The sequence below is a fragment of the Fodinicurvata fenggangensis DSM 21160 genome (assembly GCF_000686045.1).
GTDB lineage: Bacteria > Pseudomonadota > Alphaproteobacteria > Kiloniellales > DSM-21159 > Fodinicurvata > Fodinicurvata fenggangensis.
Genome location: NZ_JMLV01000001.1, coordinates 197337 through 219639, shown reverse-complemented (window position 1 = coordinate 219639; position 22303 = coordinate 197337). Strand labels below are relative to the sequence as shown.

The following is a 22303-nucleotide window of genomic DNA, read 5'->3' as shown; positions in this document are numbered from 1 at the left end:
GCAATGTAGACACAGGCTTACGGCCTGTTGACCAGCCGCACGCACGATAACTGGCGTTTAACCTTTCCATATGATACTTGAGCCCTAATTCGTACTCACACTCGTTCAAGTTATGATGCAATGAATGGTGCGGGGAGAGATAGTGTGAGCAGGGGGACGGCTTGCCAGTCCCATCCATAACCACCCGCAGTCGTTGAAACTGGGTTAAAGCAATGATGCAAAGGCTGGCTGGCAGCATGGGGCAGAAGATGAAACCTGAGATGACGCGCGAACCAGTAGGCGAGCATTCGACAGCGCGCCGCATGTTCCATGGCAGCCGTTTTACAGCCTCAGCAATCCTCGTCAGCGCCGTGATGCTTCTTTCAGCTTGTGGCCAAATCCCGGAGGGTCATAGGCAGGTCAGTGGTCAGCCAATGGACCTTCTTTCTCCAGGAACTGTTCAGTACGCGCAGAACAGCGATGATGAAGGTTACCTGAGTGACGAGGATGCGGCCGCGATATACGGAACGGATACCCAGGTAAGCAGCGACGATCCCCTGGAACTCCTGAATCGCTTCGTTTTCGCCTTCAACGAGGCCCTGGATGTGATCCTGATTCGCCCAATGGCGGTAACCTATCGGGACCTATTCCCGGACCCGGTCAAGGATTCGGTACGCAACTTTCTGAGAAACCTGAGTACTCCGGTTGTACTGGCGAACGACTTCCTGCAGGGCAATCCGGACCGTGCCAGCGATACGGCCGCACGCTTCTTCATTAACACGGCCTTCGGGCTTGGTTTCTTCGACCCGGCCAGCGAACTCGGCCATCCCTATCACGACGAGGATTTCGGGCAGACGCTGGGAAGCTACGGTGTTGGTGAAGGCGCATATCTTGTCCTGCCGATTCTCGGACCATCCTCGGTTCGTGATACCGGCGGGCGTGTCGTGGACATGTTCTTCGATCCTTTGACCTATCTGCTGTCCGGTGATGAGGCAAGGACGGTCAGCATTTCCCGCGGCGCATTGCGCGGTATTGATTTCAGGTCTCGCAATATCGAGACCTTCGACGAGATCGCCGAGGATTCCGTTGACCCATATGCACGTTTCCGTTCGCTCTGGCGGCAGAACAGGCAGTATCAGATTGAAAATCGCGACAATCAGGTCGAGGGGATCAACTGATCCGGATCATATGAGTACTGCTATTATCTCATTTCAGTGCAACCGATTTGCTCGCGGGGAGCCCATGAAATCAGCAATTAAATACCTTTCCGTCGTATTCTTGATTCTGGGCCTTAGTGCCCCGGCTTTAGCCCAGGACAATGCTGAGCAGTTTATACAGGACTTTGGCTCAAAGGCTCTGGAAGAGCTCACGGATCAATCCATTTCCTCGGACGAGCGGGAAAAGAGGTTCCGCAGCTTGCTGCAGGAAGGCTTTGACCTGCGCTCCATCAGCCAGTTCATCATAGCCCGTCACTGGCGAAGCTCCAGTGAGGAGGAGCGCAAACAATTCATCCAGGTTTTCGAGGATTACCTGATCCAGCGCTTTTTGCCCCTGTTCGAGAAGTATCAGGGCGAAACCTTCCAGACCAATGGCATCCGTAGGGATGCCCAGAACGAAAACCTCTCCTGGGTAAAAGTGACATTCAAACGCCAGCAAGGCGACCCAGTGAACACGGAATGGCGCGTCCGCAATCAGGATGGCTCATTCAGCATTCTGGACGTCCGTGCCGAGGGGGCGAGCATGGCGCTCACCTTGCGCGATGAATATGCATCGGTGATGAATCAGCGTGGTGGACTTTCCGGCCTGATTGATGCCCTGAGGCAGAAACTGGACCAGGGGGCTTTCCGGCCCGATTGAAGTGGCAGCAACCAGCACGCAGGACCTGAACTGCGTGCCGGCAAATCCGGGACCTCTACTCTTCTGGAACCTCTATAAAGATGTCGTCGCCTTCACGCTTGACGTCATAAGTCGCAACAGGCACTTCCACCGGCCCTTCCAAGGCTTCGCCAGTGCGAATGTCGAACACAGCCTGGTGTAAGGGGCACTCGATGGTTTCTCCATCGACATAGCCTTCATGCAGGCAAGCATAGGCGTGCGTGCAGATGTTGTGGGTTGCAAAGAATTCACCATCGAGGTTGTAGAGTGCTATGGGCGTATCTCCCACCTTCACCTCGATGGCCTTGCCGTCCTCGACATCGTGACTGGACGCAACCTTATGCCAGGTCATACAAAACTCTCCTTGATACCGTCTTTTATAGGCCCTCAACTTGAAACCGGTCGTTCCGGAAGTTGTGCCGAATCGTGAACTTTGTCTCTCTCACATATCCTGCATGGAACGGGAATTCCACCCCTCGCCGAACACAAGGCTGGTCTGTCTGGCTTGGCACGATTGTCTCCTTGTTGCTACTGGTTTTTCCCGGGCCGTCCACAGGTGCGGAACCACTGGACGAACTCCATGTACTGATCAATGAATATCGTCAGCAGGCAAGTTTGCCATCCCTTGAACGGAACGGTGAACTCGACCGCGTCGCAGCGCGCCACAATAGCGACATGGCACGAGACGGGTTCTTTGCGCATTGCGCGCCAGATGGCAGTTGCCTGAAAGAACGCCTAAAGACAGAGGGGTACGAGGCGCATCTCTGGGCTGAAAACCTGGCGGCAGGACATGCGACAGCTGCCCAGGTCCTGCAGGCCTGGCATGAAAGTCCTGATCACCGTCAGAATCTTCGTCTGGAGCAGGCAACGCAGATCGGGCTTTCTATTCACCCCCACGGCAACAGCGCCGTTCCAAGTCCTTTGTGGACAGTCGTCCTTGGCCATCCTCGGTAAAGATCGGCCATTTGCGGTAAAGTTTGATTTTAGTTGATCAGTCAGTTGGCTGCGGCGGGATTGTTTCCTGAAAGCGAATGGCCTGTCCGGATGGCTGCTTGAGGAGTTCACCATCCTGCATGACCGTTTCGCCACGAATGATGGTCATCACGGGCCAACCTTTCACCTTCATCCCTTCAAAGGGGGACCAGCCACACTTCGAAGCGAGCCAATACGAGCTGATGGTTTCACTACGCCCCATATCGACAACAGTGAAATCGGCATCGTAGCCACGCGCAATCCGGCCCTTGGCTGCCAGTCCGAATATGCGTTGCGGTCCGGCACTGGTCATGTCCACCAGTCTCTGCAAGGTCAGGCGGCCTGCATTCACATGATCGAGCATCAGAGGCAACAGGGTTTGGACGCCCGGCATGCCGGAGGGAATGCGTGGATAGACCCCTTCTTTCTCGTCTCGCGTATGAGGCGCATGATCCGAACCCAGCACGTCAAAGACACCCTGGCGCACACCTTCCCACAGTGCCTCACGATGTTCGGCATCACGAATGGGTGGATTCATCTGTGCCAATGCGCCCAGGCGTTCATAACATTCGGGGGCAGAAAGGGTCAGGTGCTGAGGCGTGACCTCACAGGTTACCATGTCCTTGTGTTCGGCCAGCAGAGCCACTTCATCACCTGTCGTGATATGCAGGACATGAACACGCCGCCCCGTCTCCCGCGACAAGGCCAACAGGCGTTTCGTTGCCTTGACCGCTGTTTCCACATCGCGCCAAACCGGGTGCATTTCCGACCCACTGCCCTCCTCGATCACGGAGAGCCGTTCGCGCAGTCGCACCTCGTCCTCGGCATGTACAGCAACACGCCGACGCCCGGAAGACAGGACACGGCGCAGGGACTCGTCATCCTCGACCAGCAGGCTGCCTGTTGAGGATCCCATGAAGATCTTCACACCCGAACAGCCCGGCAGCATCTCCAGCTCTGCGAGCTTGTCCGCATTCTCCTCTGCCGCACCCATGTAAAAGGCGAAATCAGTCCAGGCCCGACCTTCTGCACGCGCCAATTTGTCGTTCAGGGCCTTTGCCGTCAGGGTTGAGGGGTTGGTGTTGGGCATTTCGAACAGGGCCGTGACCCCGCCGAGTGCAGCCGCCCGCGTCCCGCTTTCCAGATCTTCCTTGTGCTCCAGGCCAGGCTCACGGAAATGTACCTGGCTGTCGATCACACCTGGAAGCACTGTCAGGCCTTTCAGTTCATGAACTGCCTGGGCTGCGTGCCTCTCGAAATTTCCAAGGGCCGCGATACGCCCACCTGAAACCGCAACATCACATTCTACCGGTCCATTTGGCGTGAAGACGGTTCCCCCCTTGAGAAGCAAATCAAACATAGCTGTCATCAATCATTCTCCGGTTCACGCACTCATGCGGTAATATCGGCATGCCCGCCCTGACCTTCTGCCGTTCGTGCTTTCGAGCCCACAGGGACAGCTTCTCCCTGTGCTCGGTAGAAACAGGCCAGCCACCCGTCCGTTGCCAGGCTTTCCTGATGGTGAGCCTCATAGACCCGTCTGCCGCCTGCGGCAAGGCGATCATACAGCATGGGATCCTGCAATATCCGACGCAAGGTCCGTTGCAGGGCCTTGTCGTCCCCGTTTGTGCTCAACATGCCGCTGTCACCATGCCTTATCAAGCAGGCCGGACCAATCGCTCCCGCTCCGACAACCGGGCGGCTCTGGCTCCAGGCTTCGACAACGCTATAACCCACAGTGTCCATTGTGCTGGCTGCGACCACAACATCCGCCGCTGCATAAAAGGCCCTGTGGTCAAGGCGTGGCTCCAGCAGACGCAATCGGCTCGATGTTTCCAACCGTTCGGCGAAGGCCATCAGTTTCTTGTGATCGCGTTTGGGCGCTATCAGCCACAAGAATATATCCTTCATCTGCGCAAGCGCCCGGATCAGGCAATAGCTTCCGGGATCCCCTCTCGCCAATGGTGTGCTGACCACAAGATCAGCCTCAAAGGGGGTGTGAAGGACCTTGCGAGGAAAGGGCTGTCCGATCTCGTTGCTGACGGGCATGCTCGGAAGGTCGATATGGTCATCGGCCCAACCCTGCTCCCGAATGGCCTCTCCCAGATCCTCGTTCAGGGCAATCAATCGGGTACAGGCCCGCCAGCGAGAAACAGGCCCATAATCGCTGACAACCCCGACCAGGCAACGGTGACTTTCCATCCTAAGCGCACCCATGGCTTCCGGGCGCCACACAAGCACAACATCAGGACGATAGACCTGCAATCGCTCGGAAACCCGTGCAGGTGTGGAAAAATCCAGCCAACGACGAAACGGCAGGGTCTCAAGATTCAACCCCATGGTTTCCAGATCGGCCGCGGGCAATGCATTGTTGCGGATCAGGACCTGCTGCCCCACCTCCTCACGCCAGATTGGATCGTGAAAGGTGGCGCAGACTCTGGCAAAAAGTGTGCACAATTCCGGTTCGTCACGACCGAAATCGGCGATATGCATTATGCGCATGCAATGGCCCCCACTGAGAACCGGACCTTTCTCCAGGAACCTTCTTGTTCCGACTCGCCCGGCCACTTACCTAGGTCAGCGGAAGAAGGATAACAGCATGAGCAGAATTTTCGCCGTAAAACTTGAAGATCGTGGTCTCCTGGCCCTGAGTGGCCCGGATCTGAGGGATTTCCTGCAGGGGATTGTCTCCAACGATGTCAACCGTGTCAGTGCCAGCCAGTCGATCTGGGCCGCTTTTCTGACCCCTCAGGGCAAGTACCTCTACGATTTCTTCATCAGCCAACCAACGGAAGGTACCTTCTGGTTGGACGTTGAGGCGGAACGCCGTGCAGACCTCATGAAACGCCTGCGCATGTACAAGCTTCGCTCCAAGGTCGAGATGACGGATTTGAGCGAGGATTACGAAGTTCATGCCCTCTACGGTGAAACATCCGATATTCTGGACCTGCCCCCACTGGCGGGCGCCAGTCAGTCCTATCATGATGGTGTCCTGATGCGGGATCCGCGCCACCTCGACATCGGCTTGCGCCTTGTTGCTCCGAAGACCCAGACAGATCAGTTGTTGTCCGAGTTGGAAGCAGAGACCGGCACGCGCGAAGACTATGATGTGCAGCGAATAGCCCTTGGCCTTCCAGATGGCAGCCGGGACATGGAAGCAGAGCGGGCAACCCTTCTCGAGAACGGCTTCGACGAGCTTGGCGGGGTGGATTGGCAAAAGGGCTGCTACATGGGACAGGAACTGACGGCCCGCACCAAATACCGGGGCCTGGTTAAGAAGCGACTGATGCCGGTGAAGCTAGACGGGTCCCCGCCGGATATTGGCACTGCCGTTACGCTCAACGGGAAGCAGGTGGGTGAAATCCGCTCTTCTGCCAAGGGACGCGCCCTCGCCCTGTTGCGCCTGGACATTTTCAAGTCGGAAGACAGCCCACTGCTTGAAGCGGGTGAGGCCCGGCTTACGCCCCACCCACCCGATTGGGCAGATTTCTGGAAAGACTCTCGCTGAGATCGGCCAACCGATCAAAAGGCACGTCGCGCTCGTCCAGCTTCAGGCTTTCACATCGCTTTACCCCTTCGCGACCGAAGCGATCGCGCAGGGAATCCTCAAGCCAGTGTTCAGCCTGCTGCAGACGCAAGGCAGCCAATCTGGCGGGGCTGGAGAGCAGGCTTGCCCAGCGACTGTCCAGCCTGGCCCGTAGAGGCTCAACGCCTTCTGGCTCATGCAAGGCAAGGCGTAGAATGGCAACCTCGCTTCCATCCTTGGCCCTGCTCGGCAAGGCTTCTCGCAAACCCTGCTCGGCCCTGTGCGCAACAGCTCCCATGTCCGCTTTTGTGACCACAGCCAGATGCGGCGTTTCAGCTATGCCCGCCTTCATGAATTGAAGAACGTCCCCGCTTCCAGGCTGAACGCAGAAGACAACGCTATCGGCCAGGTTGGCCACATCGGTTTCCGATTGCCCGACGCCGACTGTCTCAACAATCACCCGATCATAATATGCTCGGAGCAAGACAGTTGCGGCCCAGGTAACATCCGCCAGTCCCCCCAGACGGTCCCGGGCCGCCATGGAGCGAATGAACAACCCGGAATCCTCGGGGTCACCCCCAAGCCTCACGCGGTCACCCAACAAGGCGCCACCGCTCTGTCGTGACGAAGGGTCCACTGCAACCACTGCCACGCTCAGATTCCTCTGGCGGAAGGACTGGATCAAACCCCGTATCAAGGTGGATTTGCCAACGCCGGGAGGGCCGGTCACACCGATCACATGCCCCTTGGGCGCCCGATAGGCTTCGGCCAGCAAGCACCGCGTATCCGGATCATCGGCACGACGCTCAATGGCTGCCAGGGCACGCGCTATAACGGCCTTGCCTACGGGTGGGCTGTGGTCCGCAGTATCACTGTTCATGCAATATCACTTTCCGGGGCGTACAGCTTTGGATCAATCCTTGTTTGCGGAAGCGTACTGCCCAAACCTGAAAGTTCCAAGACGGCACCTCATGCCATGAGCCGTACTCTTGTGCTTCTGGGAATAGAAAACGCCCGAAGCAATGCTCCGGGCGTTTTCCCGCCCAAGGCCCCTTAACTCTTTATCGAATTACACATCCCGTTCCGCTTCCTTGAGCGCTGCCTGTGCCGCCGCAAGGCGTGCAATCGGGACACGGAAGGGAGAACAACTGACGTACTCAAGGCCTGTCTCATGACAGAAGCGGATCGAGTCCGGATCCCCCCCATGCTCGCCACAGATGCCGAGCTTGATATCCGGGCGGGCACGACAGCCACGCTCCACAGCAATACTGACCAGTTCACCGACACCCTCCTGATCAAGGGAGATGAAGGGATCCTGCTCCAGGATGCCCTGCGACTGGTAGGCCGGCAGGAAATTGCCGGAATCATCACGGGACAGGCCAAAAGTCGTCTGAGTCAGATCGTTCGTACCGAACGAGAAGAAATCGGCTTCCTCAGCGATCTCCGCTGCACGCAGGGCTGCACGCGGTAACTCGATCATCGTACCAATCAGGTATTCGATTTTCTGCCCATGACTGTCCATGACTTCCTGGGCCACCCGTTTGACCAGGGCGCGCAGAATCTCCAGCTCCTTCTTCACGGAAACCAGTGGAATCATGACTTCCGGCACGATGGTATCGCCATCCTGCTTGTGGACCTCAACCGCAGCCTCGAAGATGGCGCGGGCCTGCATTTCATAAATCTCCGGATAGGTGATCCCCAGACGGCACCCACGATGGCCCAGCATGGGATTGACCTCGTGCAGCTTCAGCATGCGTGCGCGTGTCTGCTCCACCGGTACGCCGGCCGAGCGCGCCACTTCTTCCAGTTCCGCATCACCATTCGGCAGGAATTCGTGGAGCGGCGGATCCAGCAGGCGAATGGTCACCGGCAGGCCCTTCATGATCCGGAAGATGTCGATGAAATCCTGACGCTGCATGGGAAGGATCTTTTCAAGAGCCTTTCTGCGCCCTGCCTCGGTTTCGGCCAGGATCATTTCGCGCACGGCCACGATGCGATCGGCTTCGAAAAACATGTGCTCGGTCCGGCACAGACCAATGCCCTCAGCTCCAAACTGAACCGCCGTCCTGCAATCGTTGGGGGTTTCCGCATTGGTGCGGACCTTCAGCGTGCGTGTACGGTCGGCCCACTCCATAAGACGGGCAAAATCGCCGCTGAGTTCCGGCTGGACCGTAGGAACGTCGCCCTGAATGATCTCCCCGGTGGCCCCGTCTATCGTAATACGGTCGCCTTCCTTCAACTCGACTGCCCCGGCACGCAGAACACCGCCCTTGTAATCGATACGCAGTTCTCCTGCACCCGCCACGCAGGGGCGTCCCATGCCACGCGCCACAACGGCCGCGTGACTGGTCATGCCACCGCGCGTGGTCAGAATGCCCTGCGCCGCATGCATGCCGTGAATATCCTCGGGACTGGTCTCGATACGGCAAAGGATGACCTTCTGCCCGTCATTGGCCAGCTTCTCCGCCTGGTCCGCGGTAAAGACGATGGTCCCGGAAGCTGCACCCGGGGATGCCGGCAGGCCACGGCCTATGACCTTGCGCTCGGCCTGCGGATCAAGTGTCGGATGCAGCAACTGGTCCAGCGAGGCCGGATCTATGCGCTGGACGGCCTCTTCCTCGGTGATCACGCCGTCCTTGACCATGTCCACGGCAATCTTGAGGGCGGCCTTGGCCGTACGCTTTCCGGCGCGGGTCTGCAGCATATAGAGCTTGTCGCCCTGGACGGTGAATTCGATGTCCTGCATGTCGCGGTAATGCCGTTCCAGCAGGTCACGCACTTCCAGCAATTGCCGGAAGACATCGGGCATGACCTCTTCCATGGCCGGCATGTCCGAGCCCTGCTTCTCCTTGCTGCGCACGGTGATGTTCTGCGGCGTGCGAATGCCGGCAACCACGTCTTCCCCCTGAGCATTCACGAGATACTCGCCATAGAACTCGTTCTCGCCCGTGGAAGGATCGCGGGTGAATGCGACCCCCGTGGCACAGTTATCACCCATGTTGCCGAAGACCATCGCCTGGATATTCACAGCCGTTCCCCAGCCTTCGGGAATCTGGTGCAGGCGACGGTAAGTTACGGCACGCTGGTTGGTCCATGACTGGAAAACCGCAGATATGGCGGCCCAGAGCTGGTCCTTAGGATCTTGTGGAAAGGGAGTCCCGATCTCGGCGGCAATCTTCTCCTTGTACTGCTCGATAACACCCTTCCAGTCGTATGCTGTCAGTTCGGTGTCCAGGTTCGCTCCGCGATCCTCCTTGGCCAGTTCGAGAATTTCCTCGAAGTGGTAATGGTCAACGCCCAGAACGACGTCCCCGAACATTTGGATGAAGCGGCGATAGCTGTCGTAGGCAAAACGTTCATCGTTGGAGTGACGGGCCAGGCCTTCAACCGTGTTGTCGTTGAGGCCAAGATTGAGAACTGTATCCATCATGCCGGGCATGGACACGCGGGCACCCGAGCGGACGGACACCAGCAGCGGATTGTCCGAATCCCCAAAACGCGCACCTGTAATGCTTTCGATCTGCTTTAATCCGGCCTCAACCTGCTGCGACAGGTCATCCGGGTATTCCGAGGTTTGCGTAAAGTGCGCACAGACTTCCGTCGTGATAGTAAAACCCGGCGGTACAGGCAGTCCGATGGATGCCATCTCGGCGAGGTTCGCTCCCTTTCCGCCGAGAAGATTGCGCATGTCGGAACGGCCTTCGGAGTCACCGCCACCAAAGTTGTAGACCCACTTGGACATCTTGACACTTTCTCCCGATAGTCGACGCACTGCGCGCCGTGTCTATCCTTCAATCTTCGAAAAATCAGCCACTTCGGACAGGGTTTGGCCAATACGAGCCAACAAGTTCAAGCGATTCTCCCTTAACCCGCTGTCTTCGGTATTGACCGTCACGCTGTCGAAAAAGGCGTCCACAGGGCGGCGCAAGGCCGCCATGGCCGCCATGGCTTCTGCGAAATCTTCCCTCCCCAGTGCCGTTCTGGCATCGGCCGACGCTTTTTCCAGCGCCTTGTAAAGCTGGGCCTCTGCCTCTTCTTCAAGGCGCGATTGCGTCACCTTGCCTTCAAAGACCCGCGCATCCTTCTTGGACTCGATCCGAACGATATTGGCAGCCCGTCGCCACGCTATCAGAAGATTGGCCCCATCCTCGCTTTGCAGGAAGGCCTCCAGGGCCTCGACCCTGGCCAGCAAGCGTACAAGGTCATCTTCATCCCCGACTGCAAAGACCGCGGAGATCAGGTCGTGCCGTACCCCGCGATCGCGAAGGGTCACCTTTAGACGGTCGGCAAGGAACTCAAGCAACGAGACGTCTACTTGCTCCGCTTCCAACCCCTTGTATGTGCCTGCGGCATCTCTGAAGACCTCGAGCAACGGCATGCGCAGGCCATTCTCGACGATCAGGCGTATAACGCCCAGTGCTGCGCGACGTAGCGCATAAGGGTCCTTGGAACCTGTCGGCTTTTCGTCGATGGCCCAGAAGCCAACCAAGGTATCGATCTTGTCAGCCAGGGCGAGTGCGACGGAAACACCGGACGAAGGACAGGCGTCATTGGGTCCCAACGGTGAATAGTGTTCGGCTATGGCCTGCGCCACTTCCACATGCTCTCCATCGTAGGCCGCATAATAGCGCCCCATGATGCCTTGCAGTTCCGGGAATTCGCCCACCATCTCGGTGGTCAGGTCCGCCTTGCACAGCCGAGCTGCAGAGCGCACACGGTCGATATCCACATCCGTCATGCGATGCGCCAGCCCGACGGCCAAGGCTTCGATACGTCCCACTTTATCAGCCAAGCTACCCAGCCGGGCGTGGAACACCATATCGGACAGGGCCTCGACCCGGCTTTCCAGGCTATCCTTCCGGTCCTGCTCCCAGAAGAAGCGCGCGTCATCCAGACGCGCCCGCAATACACGCGCATTGCCGGAGATTATATTGTCCCTGATTCGCGACCCCTCAGGCGCCGCCATGTTCGCAACCAAAAGGAAACGGTCCGCCAGGCTGCCATCCGGCTTGACCAGCGCTAAGTACTTCTGGTGGCTGCGCATTGCGGTAATCAGAACCTCTGAAGGCAGTTCCATCAGGTCCTGGGGAATGGGAACCATCAGCGTTTCCGGCCATTCCACCAGACCGGCCACTTCATCGATCAGACCGGGATCCGGGCGCACCGCCAGACCCGCAGAATGGGCAAGCGCTGCGCTCTGCTCGACAATCATGCGCCGGCGCTCCTCCTGATCCAGGATGACATAAGCTTGGCGCAGCTTGTCCTGGTACTCTTCGAAAGAGCTTACCGCAAAGGGATCAGGATTCAGAAAACGGTGTCCCACGACACTGCAGTGCGAAACATCAAATCCCCAATCAGTCAGTTGGATGGCATCACCCAGTGGTTCTCTATCAAAAATTGCCACGATCCGGTGCAGGGGCCGGACCCAGCGCCCTTGGCCACTGGCCCAGCGCATTGACTTCGGCCAGGACATTGCCAGCAGAACAGCAGAAATCGTGTCGGGCAACACCGTGCGCGTGGCTCTTCCCTCAATATGGCGGACGGCAAAATAGAAATCGCCCTTGGGTGTTTGCCGAACCTCCGCCTGGGAAATGTCTTCAAGGCCATTGGCCTTCATGAAGCCTTCGACGGCCTTGTCGGGTGCGCCAACCTTGGGGCCCTTGCGCTCCTCGGTCACGTCCGGCTGGCGTTCCGGCAGACCCCGCACCACAGCAGCAAGGCGCCGGGGCGTCACGAAACATTCTATTCCCTCGTGTTCCAGCCCCGCTTCCTTCAGCTTTTCCTCTAGAAGTCGCTGCATGTCCTGGCGGGCACGCGATTGCATGCGGGCCGGAATTTCCTCGCCGAATAGTTCCAGCAGCAGTTCAGGCACTTGTTGCCTCCTGCGCCTGTTCGTCAGTGGCAAAGCTGTCCACCCAGACCTCGCAGCATCCCTTGGCCAAGGCCCGGACCTTGCCGATATAGGCCTGCCTCTCGGTAACGGAGATGACCCCTCGGGCATCCAGCAAGTTGAAGAGGTGACTCGCCTTCATGCATTGATCATAGGCGGGCAATGCCAGTTTCTGTTTCAGCAACAGGGCGCACTCAGCCTCGGCATCCGCGAAATGCTGGAACAAACGCGCCGTATCGGCATGCTCGAAATTGTAGGCTGAGAATTCGCGTTCAGCCTGCAGGAAGACGTCGCCGTAACATTTGCCACCACGACTCTCCGGCAGGCCATCCCAGTCAAGGTTATAGACATTGTCCACGCCCTGGACATACATGGCCAGGCGTTCGAGGCCATAGGTCAATTCCACAGGCACGGGATCACAGTCGATGCCACCCACCTGCTGAAAGTAGGTGAACTGCGTGACCTCCATGCCGTCACACCAGACTTCCCAGCCCAGCCCCCAGGCGCCCAGAGTCGGACTTTCCCAGTCGTCCTCAACGAAGCGAATGTCATGCTCCAGCGGATCGATCCCCATGGCTTTCAGGCTACCAATGTAGAGATCCTGGATATCTCCCGGAGACGGCTTCATCAGGACCTGGAACTGGTAGTAATGCTGGAGTCTGTTCGGATTCTCACCGTAACGGCCATCGGTCGGACGGCGCGACGGTTGGACGTAGGCACAGTTCCAGTCGCGCTCGGGACCCAGCGAGCGCAAGGTCGTGGCCGGATGAAAGGTCCCGGCTCCTACTTCCATGTCATAGGGCTGCAGGAGGACACAGCCCTGTTCGGCCCAATAGCTTTGCAGCTTGAGGATCAGACTCTGGAAACAGGTCGTCGGGTCGGCGGCGATCTTGGGCATGGAAACAATCGGAATTGCGCATCTGAAGGCGAGCGCACCCTATAGAGAGCAGGTCCTCAAATCAAGCCGCACTCAGGGTCCATCCACTGCCTGCCACTGATGACAGGGCAAGTTTTCGGCGACAGATCGGGTGTGCCTAGCCTGTCGGCACAGAAAAGTTGCAATGTATTGATAAAGTGCAATTTCCGCATCCAATGCAACCCGTGCCGGGAGACAGGGCAGAGTTCTCCCGGCGCCATGGCAGGAGTCCGTTTTATCGCGACAATTGAGAGAGATCAGTCAGTAGGGACAGTCGGAACGTCCGCAATTCACTGGATTGCTTGCCGGTACATAGGCACCGCAGCGAGTGCAGGCCTTCATTTCCTCGACTTCGCCTTTCGACTTGCGGCTCTCTTCTTCCTTTTGCCGTTCATAGGCTCGCAGCTTCGCCTCCGACTTTCGCGCATTGTCCAGTCGGTTGACGATCTTGAAGCCATACCAGACGACCAGAACGACGACGGCGAGGACCAGGAGTTTGGAAAGTGAAGGAAGTCCGAACATTCCTGCATTTATGCCTTTGCGGATGGCAGGGTCAAGCGCGCACGAAGACGCCGACCACTTCCAGATGAGCAGACCAGAGAAACTGGTCGACCGGGACGACTGATGCCAGCCTGTAGCCCCCCTCGACCAGAAGGGCCGCATCCCGGGCGAAGGTTGACGGATTGCAGGAAACCCCGATCACCCTGGGAACGCTGCTGGCCGCCAGATGGGCCGCCTGCTCCCTGGCCCCGCTTCGCGGCGGATCGAAGACCACGACATCGAATCCATCCAATTCCTCTGGGCGCAAGGGCTGGCGAAAGAGATCGCGATGTTCCGCTGTGATGCGCCCCGCCAGTCCGCGTCGGTTTGCGGCATTCTGCAAAGCCTTACAGGCGGCCAGGTCGCCTTCGACGGCACGCACTGGTCCCGATCGGGAAAGCGGAAACGTAAAGGTGCCACATCCCGAGAAGAGATCCAGGACGGGGCCGGTTTCTCGCGGCAAACCCTCCAGTACGGCCCTGCACAACAGTGCTTCACCCTCTGCTGTCGGCTGGAGGAAGGCCCCCGGGGGTGGTGAAACCAAGGTCTCACCAAAGCGCACTTCCGGTTCTGCCCGCTGAACCACGGGTTCGACAGGCTCTCCGATTGAAGGAGACCAGGAAAAACGTTTGATTTCAGGCAGGACGTCAGTATCCGCAAAGATTTCGCGTGCCTGCAGGTCGGGCAGATCGGTGCCCGAGAGCACGACATCAAATCCATTCTCCATCTCTGACATGAAGAGGTCGCCGACTGATTTCTGCTGAAGAAATGGCAGAAGATGGCGTTTCAACTCACGGCAAAGATTGAATAAACCCGGGGACAGCACATGGCATTCCTTCAAGGCCACAATCCTGTGGCTGAAGCGTTCCCGGAATCCCAGTTCAACGCCTTCGCCCGAGCGTCGCACGGCCAGAACGGCGCGGCGTCGGCTGTAGGGTGGCACTTGCTGGAGTGCCGAAACGGCGTCGGCCCTGATACCTGCGCGATCGAGTGCCTGTGTCAGCAGGTCCGCTTTCCAGGTCCGATAGGCTGTCTCCTCAAGATGCTGCAACTGGCATCCGCCGCATGGGCCGAAGTGTCGGCATCGAGGCTCCATTCGCCCTGGACCTTCCTCCAACAACTCCAGAGGCTCACCACGCATGCCTCCTGCCTTTTCGGCAGTCAATCGCACGCGAAGGCGGTCCCCCGGCAGAGTGGCCGGCACAAAGACGGGCCGCCCCTCCAGAGTGGCAACCCCATCCCCACGGCCGCCAATTGTATCGATCCGGACAACGACCTGCCGCCCACCGCCTTGTCGCGCGCGTCTACCCATGATTCGCGTGCCCTTTCCTTCCGGCCAGAGGGCGTTTAAGACTGACTTGATGCGCTGTATGACGACCGTCGCAGTGAATTGCAACAACCACCCGGGAGCCCGGCTGCATGCGCCTTATCGTCTTCCTGCTCAAATGCCTGGTCGGCTTCCTGGCAAGCATCGGGGTATTGGCACTGCTGCTTATTGGCGGCCTTGCCTATCTCTTCACGCAGTTTGAAAGTCACTTCGAAGACTGGACCGGGCAGGAAGAGCTGCCGCCGCGCATGGTTCTCATGCTCGACACGGCCGATGGGCTGTCACAAGGGCCATCCGGCCCGAACCTGCCCGTCTCGGGCCTTGGGCGGTCACTGAGTTTGATAGACGTCATGGAGGCCCTGGAGGCGGCAGCCGATGATCCCGCCGTAGAAGGGCTCGTGGTCCGGCTTGGCTATGGCCGCCTGAGTGCAGCCGATTCCCAGGAGCTCCGCAATCTGGTCGACGACTTCCAGGAAAGCGGCAAGTTCGCCATTGGTTTTGCCGAAAGCTTCGGCGAAGCCGGCAATGGAACCTTGCACTACAACCTGGCCACCGGCTTGGACGAGATCTGGCTGCAACCCTCCGGAAGCCTGGATCTGCTGGGTTTTCAGCTGGAGACCCCTTACTTCGCGGAGGTCCTGGAAGACTGGGATATCCGCGTGCGCTTCGACCAGCGGGAAGAATACAAAGGCCTGGCAGACGCCATGACACGGGACGACATGTCCCCCGAGGTACGCAGCAACGTCCAGCAACTCCTCGACTCCTGGTTCGCTCAAGTCGCCGAGGCCATCTCCAAAGGACGTAATATAAATCTGAACAGCGCCAGACAACTCATCGATCAGGGACCTTATTCCGCCCCTGAGGCGCTGGAAGCAAAACTGGTGGATCGCCTGGGCTACTGGGATGAATTGGTTGAGCGCTACGATTCGGATGAAGATACAGGTGACTCTTCGAATGGAAACTCTCCTGCCCTCTATCCGATTGCCGACTATCATGGCCAACTGGACGGAGCCTCAGAAGAAGACCAGACGGCCATTGCCCTGATCCATGTGAATGGACCGATCTCACTCGGCAAGGCGGATGGCAGTGCCCTCTCAACACCTGGTGCAGCCGCAGACCGCATCAGCGGTGCCATCGCAAATGCCGCGGCAAATGAGAACGTGAAAGCCATCATCCTGCGGATCGACAGTCCGGGTGGCTCCTATGTCGCCTCTGACACAATCTGGCGTGAAGTGACCAAGGCGCGTGAAAGTGGGCGTCCAGTCATTGTCTCGATGGCTTCCACGGCTGCGAGTGGCGGCTATTTCATCGCCGCCCCGGCCGACCGGATTCTGGCCCTTCCGGGCAGTGTCACAGGGTCCATCGGAGTGGCTGGTGGAAAGCTGGTGCTGTCCGGCCTATGGGACCGCCTGGGCATAAATTGGGATGGCCCTCAAGCTGGAGAGAATGCCGATATCTGGAGCATGAACAGTGATTTCGACAGGGAACAATGGCAGCGATTCCAGGATAGTCTGGACCGTGTCTACAGTGACTTCACAAAAAAGGTCGCCGAGGGACGTGATCTGACGGAAGACGAAATCGAGGCCGCGGCAGGTGGGCGCATCTGGAGTGGTGCAGATGCCTTGACCATGGGCCTTGTTGACGAACTGGGCGGCTTGCCACGGGCAATTGAAGTCGCTCGTGAAGAGGCCGGACTGCCCGCCGACGAGCCGGTACGACTGACCCCCTACCCGGATCCGGACAAGGCATTCCAGGACTGGATCCGCAGATCCCTTGCAGGCGGAATCGAGAGCCCGGAGACCTTGGCCAGGCTGGAGCGGATTCTGCTGCTCAGCGAGCGCCTGGCCCCGGTCATGGAAAAAATCGAGCACCTGGTCCAGGATCCGCGACATGGACTTCTGCAGGAAGACAGCTTCACGGGGCAATAAAGCCTGGTCCTGCAGCCTGGTCAGCGATCCCGAACACCTGCCATGAGGAACTCCCGGTTGCCCTGGGTGCCCGTTATGGGACTGTCCGCCAAACCCAGAGAACGCCAGCCGGGCAGCGATTCCAGCCACGCAATCGCCGTGCTGCAAACTTCCTCGTGAAGCGCGCGATCACGAACCAGTCCCCCCTTGCCAACCCTGTCACGCCCCACTTCGAATTGTGGCTTTACAAGCGCTATCATGATCCCGCCCGGGCGCACGAAATAAATGGCTTTTTCCAGTGCCTTGGCCAATGAGATGAAACTGGCGTCGCAAACCAGGACGTCGATCGGCTCCGGAACTTCCGCCCTGCTCAGGTAGCGCGCATTTACCCCCTCCAGGGAAACGACTCGTGAATCCCGCTTGAGCATTTCGGCAAGCTGATCATGGCCGACATCCACGGCATAAACCCTACGGGCCCCCTCGCGGAGCAGGACTTCGGTAAAGCCGCCCGTGGAGGCTCCGATATCCAGGCATACTGTTCCGCCAACTTCCAGGTTGAAATGCGCCAGGGCATGATCGAGTTTCTCGCCCGCCCGTGAAACCCGCATGGGCCCGGCGCCTTCAAGCAGCAACACGCAATCATCCGGCAACTTCTGGCTGGCCTTGGTCACATGTTTTCCATCCGCCAGGACGTGCCCAGCTGCGATCAATGCTTGTGCCTGTTCCCGACTGGGAACAAGGCCTTGGCGAACCATCAATCGGTCGGCACGATCCCTGGTCATCCCCTGTAAACCGCCTTTTCAAGCAGCCCCAGCTCGCTACGCCGGCTGAAACGCCAGATCGCCATGATCGCCACGGTCGTCAGTCCCACAGCAAGCCCCATCCAGATGCCTTCTCCTCCATAATCCAGTGGGAAGGCCAACACCCAGGCAGTTCCAATGCCAACGCCCCAATACCCCAGGCCAGCATAGATCATGGGAATCCGTGTATCACTCAGGCCGCGCAACATGCCGCCGCCCACCACCTGACCGGCATCGGCCAATTGGAAAAAAGCGGCAACGGCCAGGAATGAGATGCCCAGCGCAAAAGCCTCCGCATTATCTGGATTATCAGGGTTCAGAAAGGCTCCGATGAGGACCTCCGGAATGGTCACGAACATCAGTGCCGACAGGGACATGAATGCCAAGCCCAATGCCAGCGCAATCCAGCCGGCTTGACGCACCCCTTCCGCACTGCCGGCCCCGGCGGCAAGTCCGATACGCACGGTTGCGGCCTGACTGACCCCCAGTGGCATCATGAAGGTGACGGTTGCGCACTGCATCGCAACGGCATGAGCGGCCAGAGCTGTCGTCCCCAACCAGCCCATCATGAGCGAGGAGACAGCAAACAGGCCGGCTTCACTCATCAGGACCATGCCGATGGGCAGGCCAAGTGCCAGCAACTGTCTGAAGCGTTGCCAGTCCGGCTTCCAGAAACGGACCAGCAGGTCATACCTGCGGAACTGCGAATCCTTCAGGACATAAACCAACAGCCCCAGGAACATCGCCGTGTGTACAACAGCTGTACTGATGCCAGCGCCCAGCAACTCCAGGCGCGGAAAGCCAAGCATCCCGAACATCAGCAGGGCATTAAGCCCAATGTTCAACAGGACACAGGACAGCATGGCCACCATGGCGGCCCTGGGCCGTGAAAGCGCCGCGATGAAATAGCGCAGGACCACGAAGCCCATGCTGGCCGGAAAGGCCCAAAGTGCAGCACGCAGGTAGGTCTGTGCTTCTGCGGCAACCTGCGGTGTCTGCCCGATCAGAAGCAACAGGTCCTCGCTGTACCAGAGCACGCTCATCGAGGGCAGCGAAACCAGAACCGCTGCCCACAGGCCTTGGCGGACAGTCCGGCGTGCACCGACTTCATCAAGCGCACCGATCGCTTGGGATATCATGGGGGCAACAGCGGACAGTACGCCCAAAGTGAAGAGCCAGAAGAACATGAAGACATGGACGGCCAGTGCCCCAGCGGCCAGGGAGTCCTGCCCCAGCCAACCCATCATCACGACGTCTGTGGTCTCGATCGCGACCTGGCCAAGCTGAAGGGCGACCAGAGGCAGCGCCAGTCGCAGGGTTGCCTTCAGTTCGGTTTTCCAATCTGTCAGACGGTGCCGCCTGCGATACCCTCTTCCCAGAAGCCTGACTGCCCAAGGCAGACGGAAGCGCTTCATGCCGTGGCGGGTCGAATATCGGCGTCGTTGTAGCCCATGGCCCGCAAGGCCGATGACACGATGCCGTCCGCAGCCAACCCGACCTCCTGGTATTGCTTTTCAGGTTTTCCGTGGTCGATGAATCGGTCAGGCAGGCAAAGTGGGCGTACCTTGGCACCGCTTTCCAGAAGACCTTCACCAGCCAGCCATTGCAGGACATGGCTTCCAAAACCGCCAATCGCCCCCTCTTCCAGGGTCAGGAGCACCTCGTGCTCGGAAGCAAGCCGACGTATCAGGTCATGATCCAGGGGCTTGGCAAAGCGCGCATCGGCAACTGTGGCGGACAGACCGCGGGTTGCCAGTTCATCGGCAGCTTTCAGCGCTTCTCCCATTCGGCCGCCATAGGAGAGGATGGCCACCTTCGTGCCCTCGCGAAGCACACGCCCCTTGCCGATCTCCAGAGCTGTGCCCTGGTCGGGCATCTCCACGCCCCTTCCCTCGCCTCTTGGATAGCGCAAGGCCGAAGGCCGATCATCGATCTGCATCTGGGTCGCCACCATGTGCATCAACTCGGCCTCATCGGCGGCCGCCATCAATACGAACCCGGGCAGACATCCCAGATAGGTGATATCGTAGGAACCTTGGTGAGTTGCGCCATCCGCGCCTACCAATCCGGCACGATCAATCGCGAAACGGACTGGAAGCGACTGGATCGCCACGTCATGCACCACCTGGTCGTAAGCACGCTGCAGGAAGGTCGAATAGATGGTGGCAAAGGGCTTCATGCCGGCCGCCGCCAGTCCGGCACAGAAAGTCACACCATGCTGCTCGGCAATCCCAACGTCGAAGGTACGTTCAGGGAAGCGCTCGCCGAACTTGTCCAGACCCGTACCTGAGGGCATGGCGGCCGTGATGGCGACAACCGATTCATCCCGCTCGGCCTCGCTTATGAGGGCCTTGGCATAGACTGAAGTATAGGAAGGTGCCTTCGGCTCGCCCTTGGCCTGCTTGCCGGTGACCACATCGAACTTGGCTACGCCATGGTACTTGTCCTCGGCCTCTTCGGCAGGTGCATACCCCTTGCCCTTCTGGGTCACGGCATGCACCAGGATTGGCCCGTCATGCTCGGCATCACGAACATTCTTGAGGATCGGCAAGAGGTGATCGAGGTTATGCCCGTCCACCGGCCCGACATAGTAGAAGCCCAGTTCCTCGAACAATGTTCCGCCGGTCAGGAACCCCCGGGCATATTCCTCGGCACGCTGGGCCGCTTTCTGGAATGGGCTGGGGAAACGCTGGGAGAGGCTTTTCCCGAAATTGCGCACGGACTGATAGGACTGCGATGACAGCAGTTTGGACAGATGAGCGCTCATGGCCCCCACGGGCGGGGCGATCGACATGTCATTGTCGTTCAGGATGACGATCAGGCGTGAATTCTTGGCGCCGGCGTTGTTCATCGCCTCATAGGCCATACCGGCCGACATGGCACCATCGCCGATCACGCAGACGACACGATAATCCTCATGCTTCAGGTCGCGTGCCACGGCATAGCCAAGTCCCGCCGAGATGGACGTCGAGGAATGCGCAGCGCCGAAGGGATCATAGACACTCTCCTTGCGGCTGGTAAAGCCGGAGAGGCCGCCCTCCTGGCGCAATGTACGGATGCGATCGCGACGACCGGTGAGTATCTTGTGCGGATAGCATTGATGCCCGACATCCCAGATCAGCTTGTCGTTGGGTGTCTCAAAAATGTAGTGCAGCGCCAAGGTCAACTCGACCACCCCAAGCCCGGCACCCAAATGACCGCCGGTATTGGAAACTGCGTCGATGGTTTCCTCACGCAGCTCGTCCGCCAAGGCATGCAGGTCCGATTCATCGAGCAGACGCAAATCGCTCGGTGAGGAAACCTTGTCCAACAGCGGCGTCTTACTCATGATCACTCCTTGCAGCGCAATTAAGGGCCAACCTGTACATATGGTCAGGACCTCGGGGCATCTGAAGCCTTCACGCTTTTCGTTCGAGTACAAAAACGGTTACAGCTCGCAGAAAATCGGCTTTTGCTCCGAAAAGATCAAGGCTTTCCCAGGCTTGCTCAAGTAGCTCGGCCGCCTTTTCCTGCGCCCCGTCCGCGCCCAGTAGGTCGACAAAGGTAGCCTTGCCACGACCGGCATCACGGCCAACGGGCTTGCCCGTTTCCGCCTGGTTGCCTGTGTAGTCAAGAAGATCGTCCGCAATTTGGAAAGCCAGTCCCAGCTTCTCGCCATATTGCGCAAGTGCCGTACGTGCATTTTGATCCGCCTGGCCAAGATCGGCCCCGGCCGTACAGGCATAGATGATCAGCGCTCCGGTCTTGCGGGCCTGCAGGGCAATGATCTCGTCCAGGTCCAACGGCTGCCGAGCCTTTTCGGCAGCCAGGTCGAGCGCCTGTCCGCCGGCCATTCCATTCATGCCTGCGGCCGTACTTAGATCCTGAACAAGTTTCAGCCGAATGGTGGCATCGGGATGGGTTGCGGCACCGCCGAGCAGCCCAAAGGCTTCCGTCAACAGGCTGTCACCAGCCAGGATCGCCGTTGCCTCGTCAAACGCCCGGTGAACCGTCAAGTGTCCGCGGCGCAATTCACTGTCGTCCATGGCCGGCAGGTCATCATGTACCAGGCTGTATCCATGAACCATCTCCAGGGCCGCCGCCGCACGTAGTGACCTGTCTTCCGGAACCTCGAACAGGCCGGCACTCTCAAGCAGCAGGAAGGGCCGTAGGCGCTTCCCTCCCCCCAGTACGGCATAACGCATGGCCTCAACCAGCGTAGCCCGGGCGTCCTGGGGGACGGTCAGCAGGCAATCAAGTTCTGCCTCGACTCGTTCCGCGGTTCGCGCCAGTCGCTCCTGCATGGACTCTCGCTCCGTAACCACGGAGATCAGTTCTGGTCCAACGGCTCGGTCTGGGGCGTACCATCAGGCCCCATGCCAATCTTCTCGATCTTGGCCTGAGCCTCGCGCAATTTCAGTTCACAATGCGCCTTGAGCCTGGCGCCGCGCTCATAGGCATCTATCGCCTCGTCCAGGCGCCCTTCTCCCTTTTCCAGGCGCGTGACAATCTGCTTCAGTTCCTCGAGGGCTTCCTCGAAGTTCATCTCCGTGATGTCCTTCTCGCTCGTCTGTTCACTCATGCCAGTTGTC

Annotated in this window: 19 protein-coding genes; 5 read left to right on the top strand and 14 right to left on the bottom strand. The window is 58.9% G+C overall.

Going from position 1 to position 22303, the window contains the following annotated elements:
- The first annotated feature begins 260 nt into the window (after positions 1-260).
- Together BP38_RS18390 and BP38_RS0101040 are read left to right on the top strand one after the other, a co-directional pair.
- On the top strand, positions 261-1157 hold the full coding sequence (locus BP38_RS18390) for an MlaA family lipoprotein (protein ID WP_162175097.1): 897 nt from the start codon (positions 261-263) through the stop codon (positions 1155-1157).
- Positions 1120-1836 (top strand): MlaC/ttg2D family ABC transporter substrate-binding protein, encoded by a 717-nt coding sequence (locus tag BP38_RS0101040; protein ID WP_162175096.1) that lies wholly within the window; start codon positions 1120-1122, stop codon positions 1834-1836. Before BP38_RS18390 ends, BP38_RS0101040 begins: the two co-directional genes overlap by 38 nt.
- Positions 1837-1891: 55 nt before the next feature.
- Here BP38_RS0101040 and BP38_RS0101035 read toward each other — a convergent pair whose 3' ends face one another.
- Positions 1892-2206, bottom strand: coding sequence for a Rieske (2Fe-2S) protein (locus tag BP38_RS0101035; protein ID WP_026986200.1), 315 nt, complete (start codon positions 2204-2206; stop codon positions 1892-1894).
- Between the two features lie 170 nt (positions 2207-2376).
- Between BP38_RS0101035 and BP38_RS22020 the strand changes: the two genes are divergently transcribed.
- A complete protein-coding gene (locus BP38_RS22020; RefSeq protein ID WP_162175095.1) occupies positions 2377-2808 on the top strand; it encodes a CAP domain-containing protein in 432 nt (143 codons plus the stop codon).
- Positions 2809-2845: 37 nt separating this feature from the next.
- Here the strand turns inward: BP38_RS22020 and BP38_RS0101020 are convergent, their stop codons facing one another.
- A complete protein-coding gene (locus BP38_RS0101020) occupies positions 2846-4195 on the bottom strand; it encodes a dihydroorotase (protein WP_026986199.1) in 1350 nt (449 codons plus the stop codon).
- A 23-nt stretch (positions 4196-4218) separates the two neighbouring features.
- Complete coding sequence (locus tag BP38_RS0101015; RefSeq protein ID WP_026986198.1) at positions 4219-5328, bottom strand: glycosyltransferase; 1110 nt, start codon at positions 5326-5328, stop codon at positions 4219-4221.
- Positions 5329-5425: 97 nt separating this feature from the next.
- Here BP38_RS0101015 and ygfZ point away from each other — a divergent pair, with 97 nt between their 5' ends.
- Positions 5426-6334, top strand: a complete 909-nt coding sequence (gene ygfZ, locus BP38_RS0101010; protein WP_026986197.1) for a CAF17-like 4Fe-4S cluster assembly/insertion protein YgfZ — start codon at positions 5426-5428, stop codon at positions 6332-6334.
- Here the strand turns inward: ygfZ and BP38_RS0101005 are convergent.
- The 6 genes from BP38_RS0101005 to BP38_RS0100980 form a co-directional block, all read right to left on the bottom strand.
- A complete protein-coding gene (locus BP38_RS0101005; RefSeq protein WP_026986196.1) occupies positions 6285-7232 on the bottom strand; it encodes an ArgK/MeaB family GTPase in 948 nt (315 codons plus the stop codon). The two genes, ygfZ and BP38_RS0101005, sit on opposite strands and share 50 nt — an antisense overlap.
- 189 nt (positions 7233-7421) lie before the next feature.
- Positions 7422-10094: a pyruvate, phosphate dikinase gene (gene ppdK / locus BP38_RS0101000; RefSeq protein ID WP_026986195.1), complete on the bottom strand. Its 2673-nt coding sequence runs from the start codon at positions 10092-10094 to the stop codon at positions 7422-7424.
- A 42-nt stretch (positions 10095-10136) separates the two neighbouring features.
- Positions 10137-12224, bottom strand: coding sequence for a glycine--tRNA ligase subunit beta (gene glyS / locus BP38_RS0100995; RefSeq protein WP_026986194.1), 2088 nt, complete (start codon positions 12222-12224; stop codon positions 10137-10139).
- Positions 12217-13140, bottom strand: a complete 924-nt coding sequence (locus tag BP38_RS18380) for a glycine--tRNA ligase subunit alpha (RefSeq protein WP_035723078.1) — start codon at positions 13138-13140, stop codon at positions 12217-12219. The genes glyS and BP38_RS18380 overlap by 8 nt, the downstream gene beginning before the upstream one ends.
- Positions 13141-13419: 279 nt before the next feature.
- Entirely contained in the window at positions 13420-13680 is a 261-nt protein-coding gene (locus BP38_RS0100985) for a hypothetical protein (RefSeq protein WP_026986193.1), read from the bottom strand.
- Between the two features lie 31 nt (positions 13681-13711).
- Positions 13712-14749 carry a class I SAM-dependent RNA methyltransferase gene (locus BP38_RS0100980; RefSeq protein WP_051608802.1) on the bottom strand — a complete coding sequence of 346 codons (1038 nt, stop codon included), beginning with the start codon at positions 14747-14749 and terminating at the stop codon, positions 13712-13714.
- A 368-nt stretch (positions 14750-15117) separates the two neighbouring features.
- Between BP38_RS0100980 and sppA the strand changes: the two genes are divergently transcribed.
- A complete protein-coding gene (gene sppA, locus BP38_RS18375; RefSeq protein WP_051608800.1) occupies positions 15118-16953 on the top strand; it encodes a signal peptide peptidase SppA in 1836 nt (611 codons plus the stop codon).
- A gap of 20 nt (positions 16954-16973) precedes the next feature.
- Here the strand turns inward: sppA and BP38_RS0100970 are convergent, their stop codons facing one another.
- The 5 genes from BP38_RS0100970 to BP38_RS0100950 all read right to left on the bottom strand — a co-directional run bounded on the left by BP38_RS0100970 (position 16974) and on the right by BP38_RS0100950 (position 22293).
- A complete protein-coding gene (locus BP38_RS0100970) occupies positions 16974-17714 on the bottom strand; it encodes a TlyA family RNA methyltransferase (protein ID WP_026986191.1) in 741 nt (246 codons plus the stop codon).
- Positions 17711-19147 carry an MATE family efflux transporter gene (locus tag BP38_RS0100965; RefSeq protein WP_051608797.1) on the bottom strand — a complete coding sequence of 479 codons (1437 nt, stop codon included), beginning with the start codon at positions 19145-19147 and terminating at the stop codon, positions 17711-17713. The genes BP38_RS0100970 and BP38_RS0100965 overlap by 4 nt, the downstream gene beginning before the upstream one ends.
- A complete protein-coding gene (dxs, locus tag BP38_RS0100960) occupies positions 19144-21060 on the bottom strand; it encodes a 1-deoxy-D-xylulose-5-phosphate synthase (protein WP_035723075.1) in 1917 nt (638 codons plus the stop codon). The genes BP38_RS0100965 and dxs overlap by 4 nt, the downstream gene beginning before the upstream one ends.
- Positions 21061-21130: 70 nt before the next feature.
- The gene (locus BP38_RS0100955) at positions 21131-22015 is read right to left on the bottom strand and encodes a polyprenyl synthetase family protein (protein ID WP_026986188.1); all 885 of its coding nucleotides are present in this window, start codon (positions 22013-22015) and stop codon (positions 21131-21133) included.
- Between the two features lie 26 nt (positions 22016-22041).
- Positions 22042-22293: an exodeoxyribonuclease VII small subunit gene (locus BP38_RS0100950; protein WP_026986187.1), complete on the bottom strand. Its 252-nt coding sequence runs from the start codon at positions 22291-22293 to the stop codon at positions 22042-22044.
- Between the last annotated feature and the right edge of the window lie 10 nt (positions 22294-22303).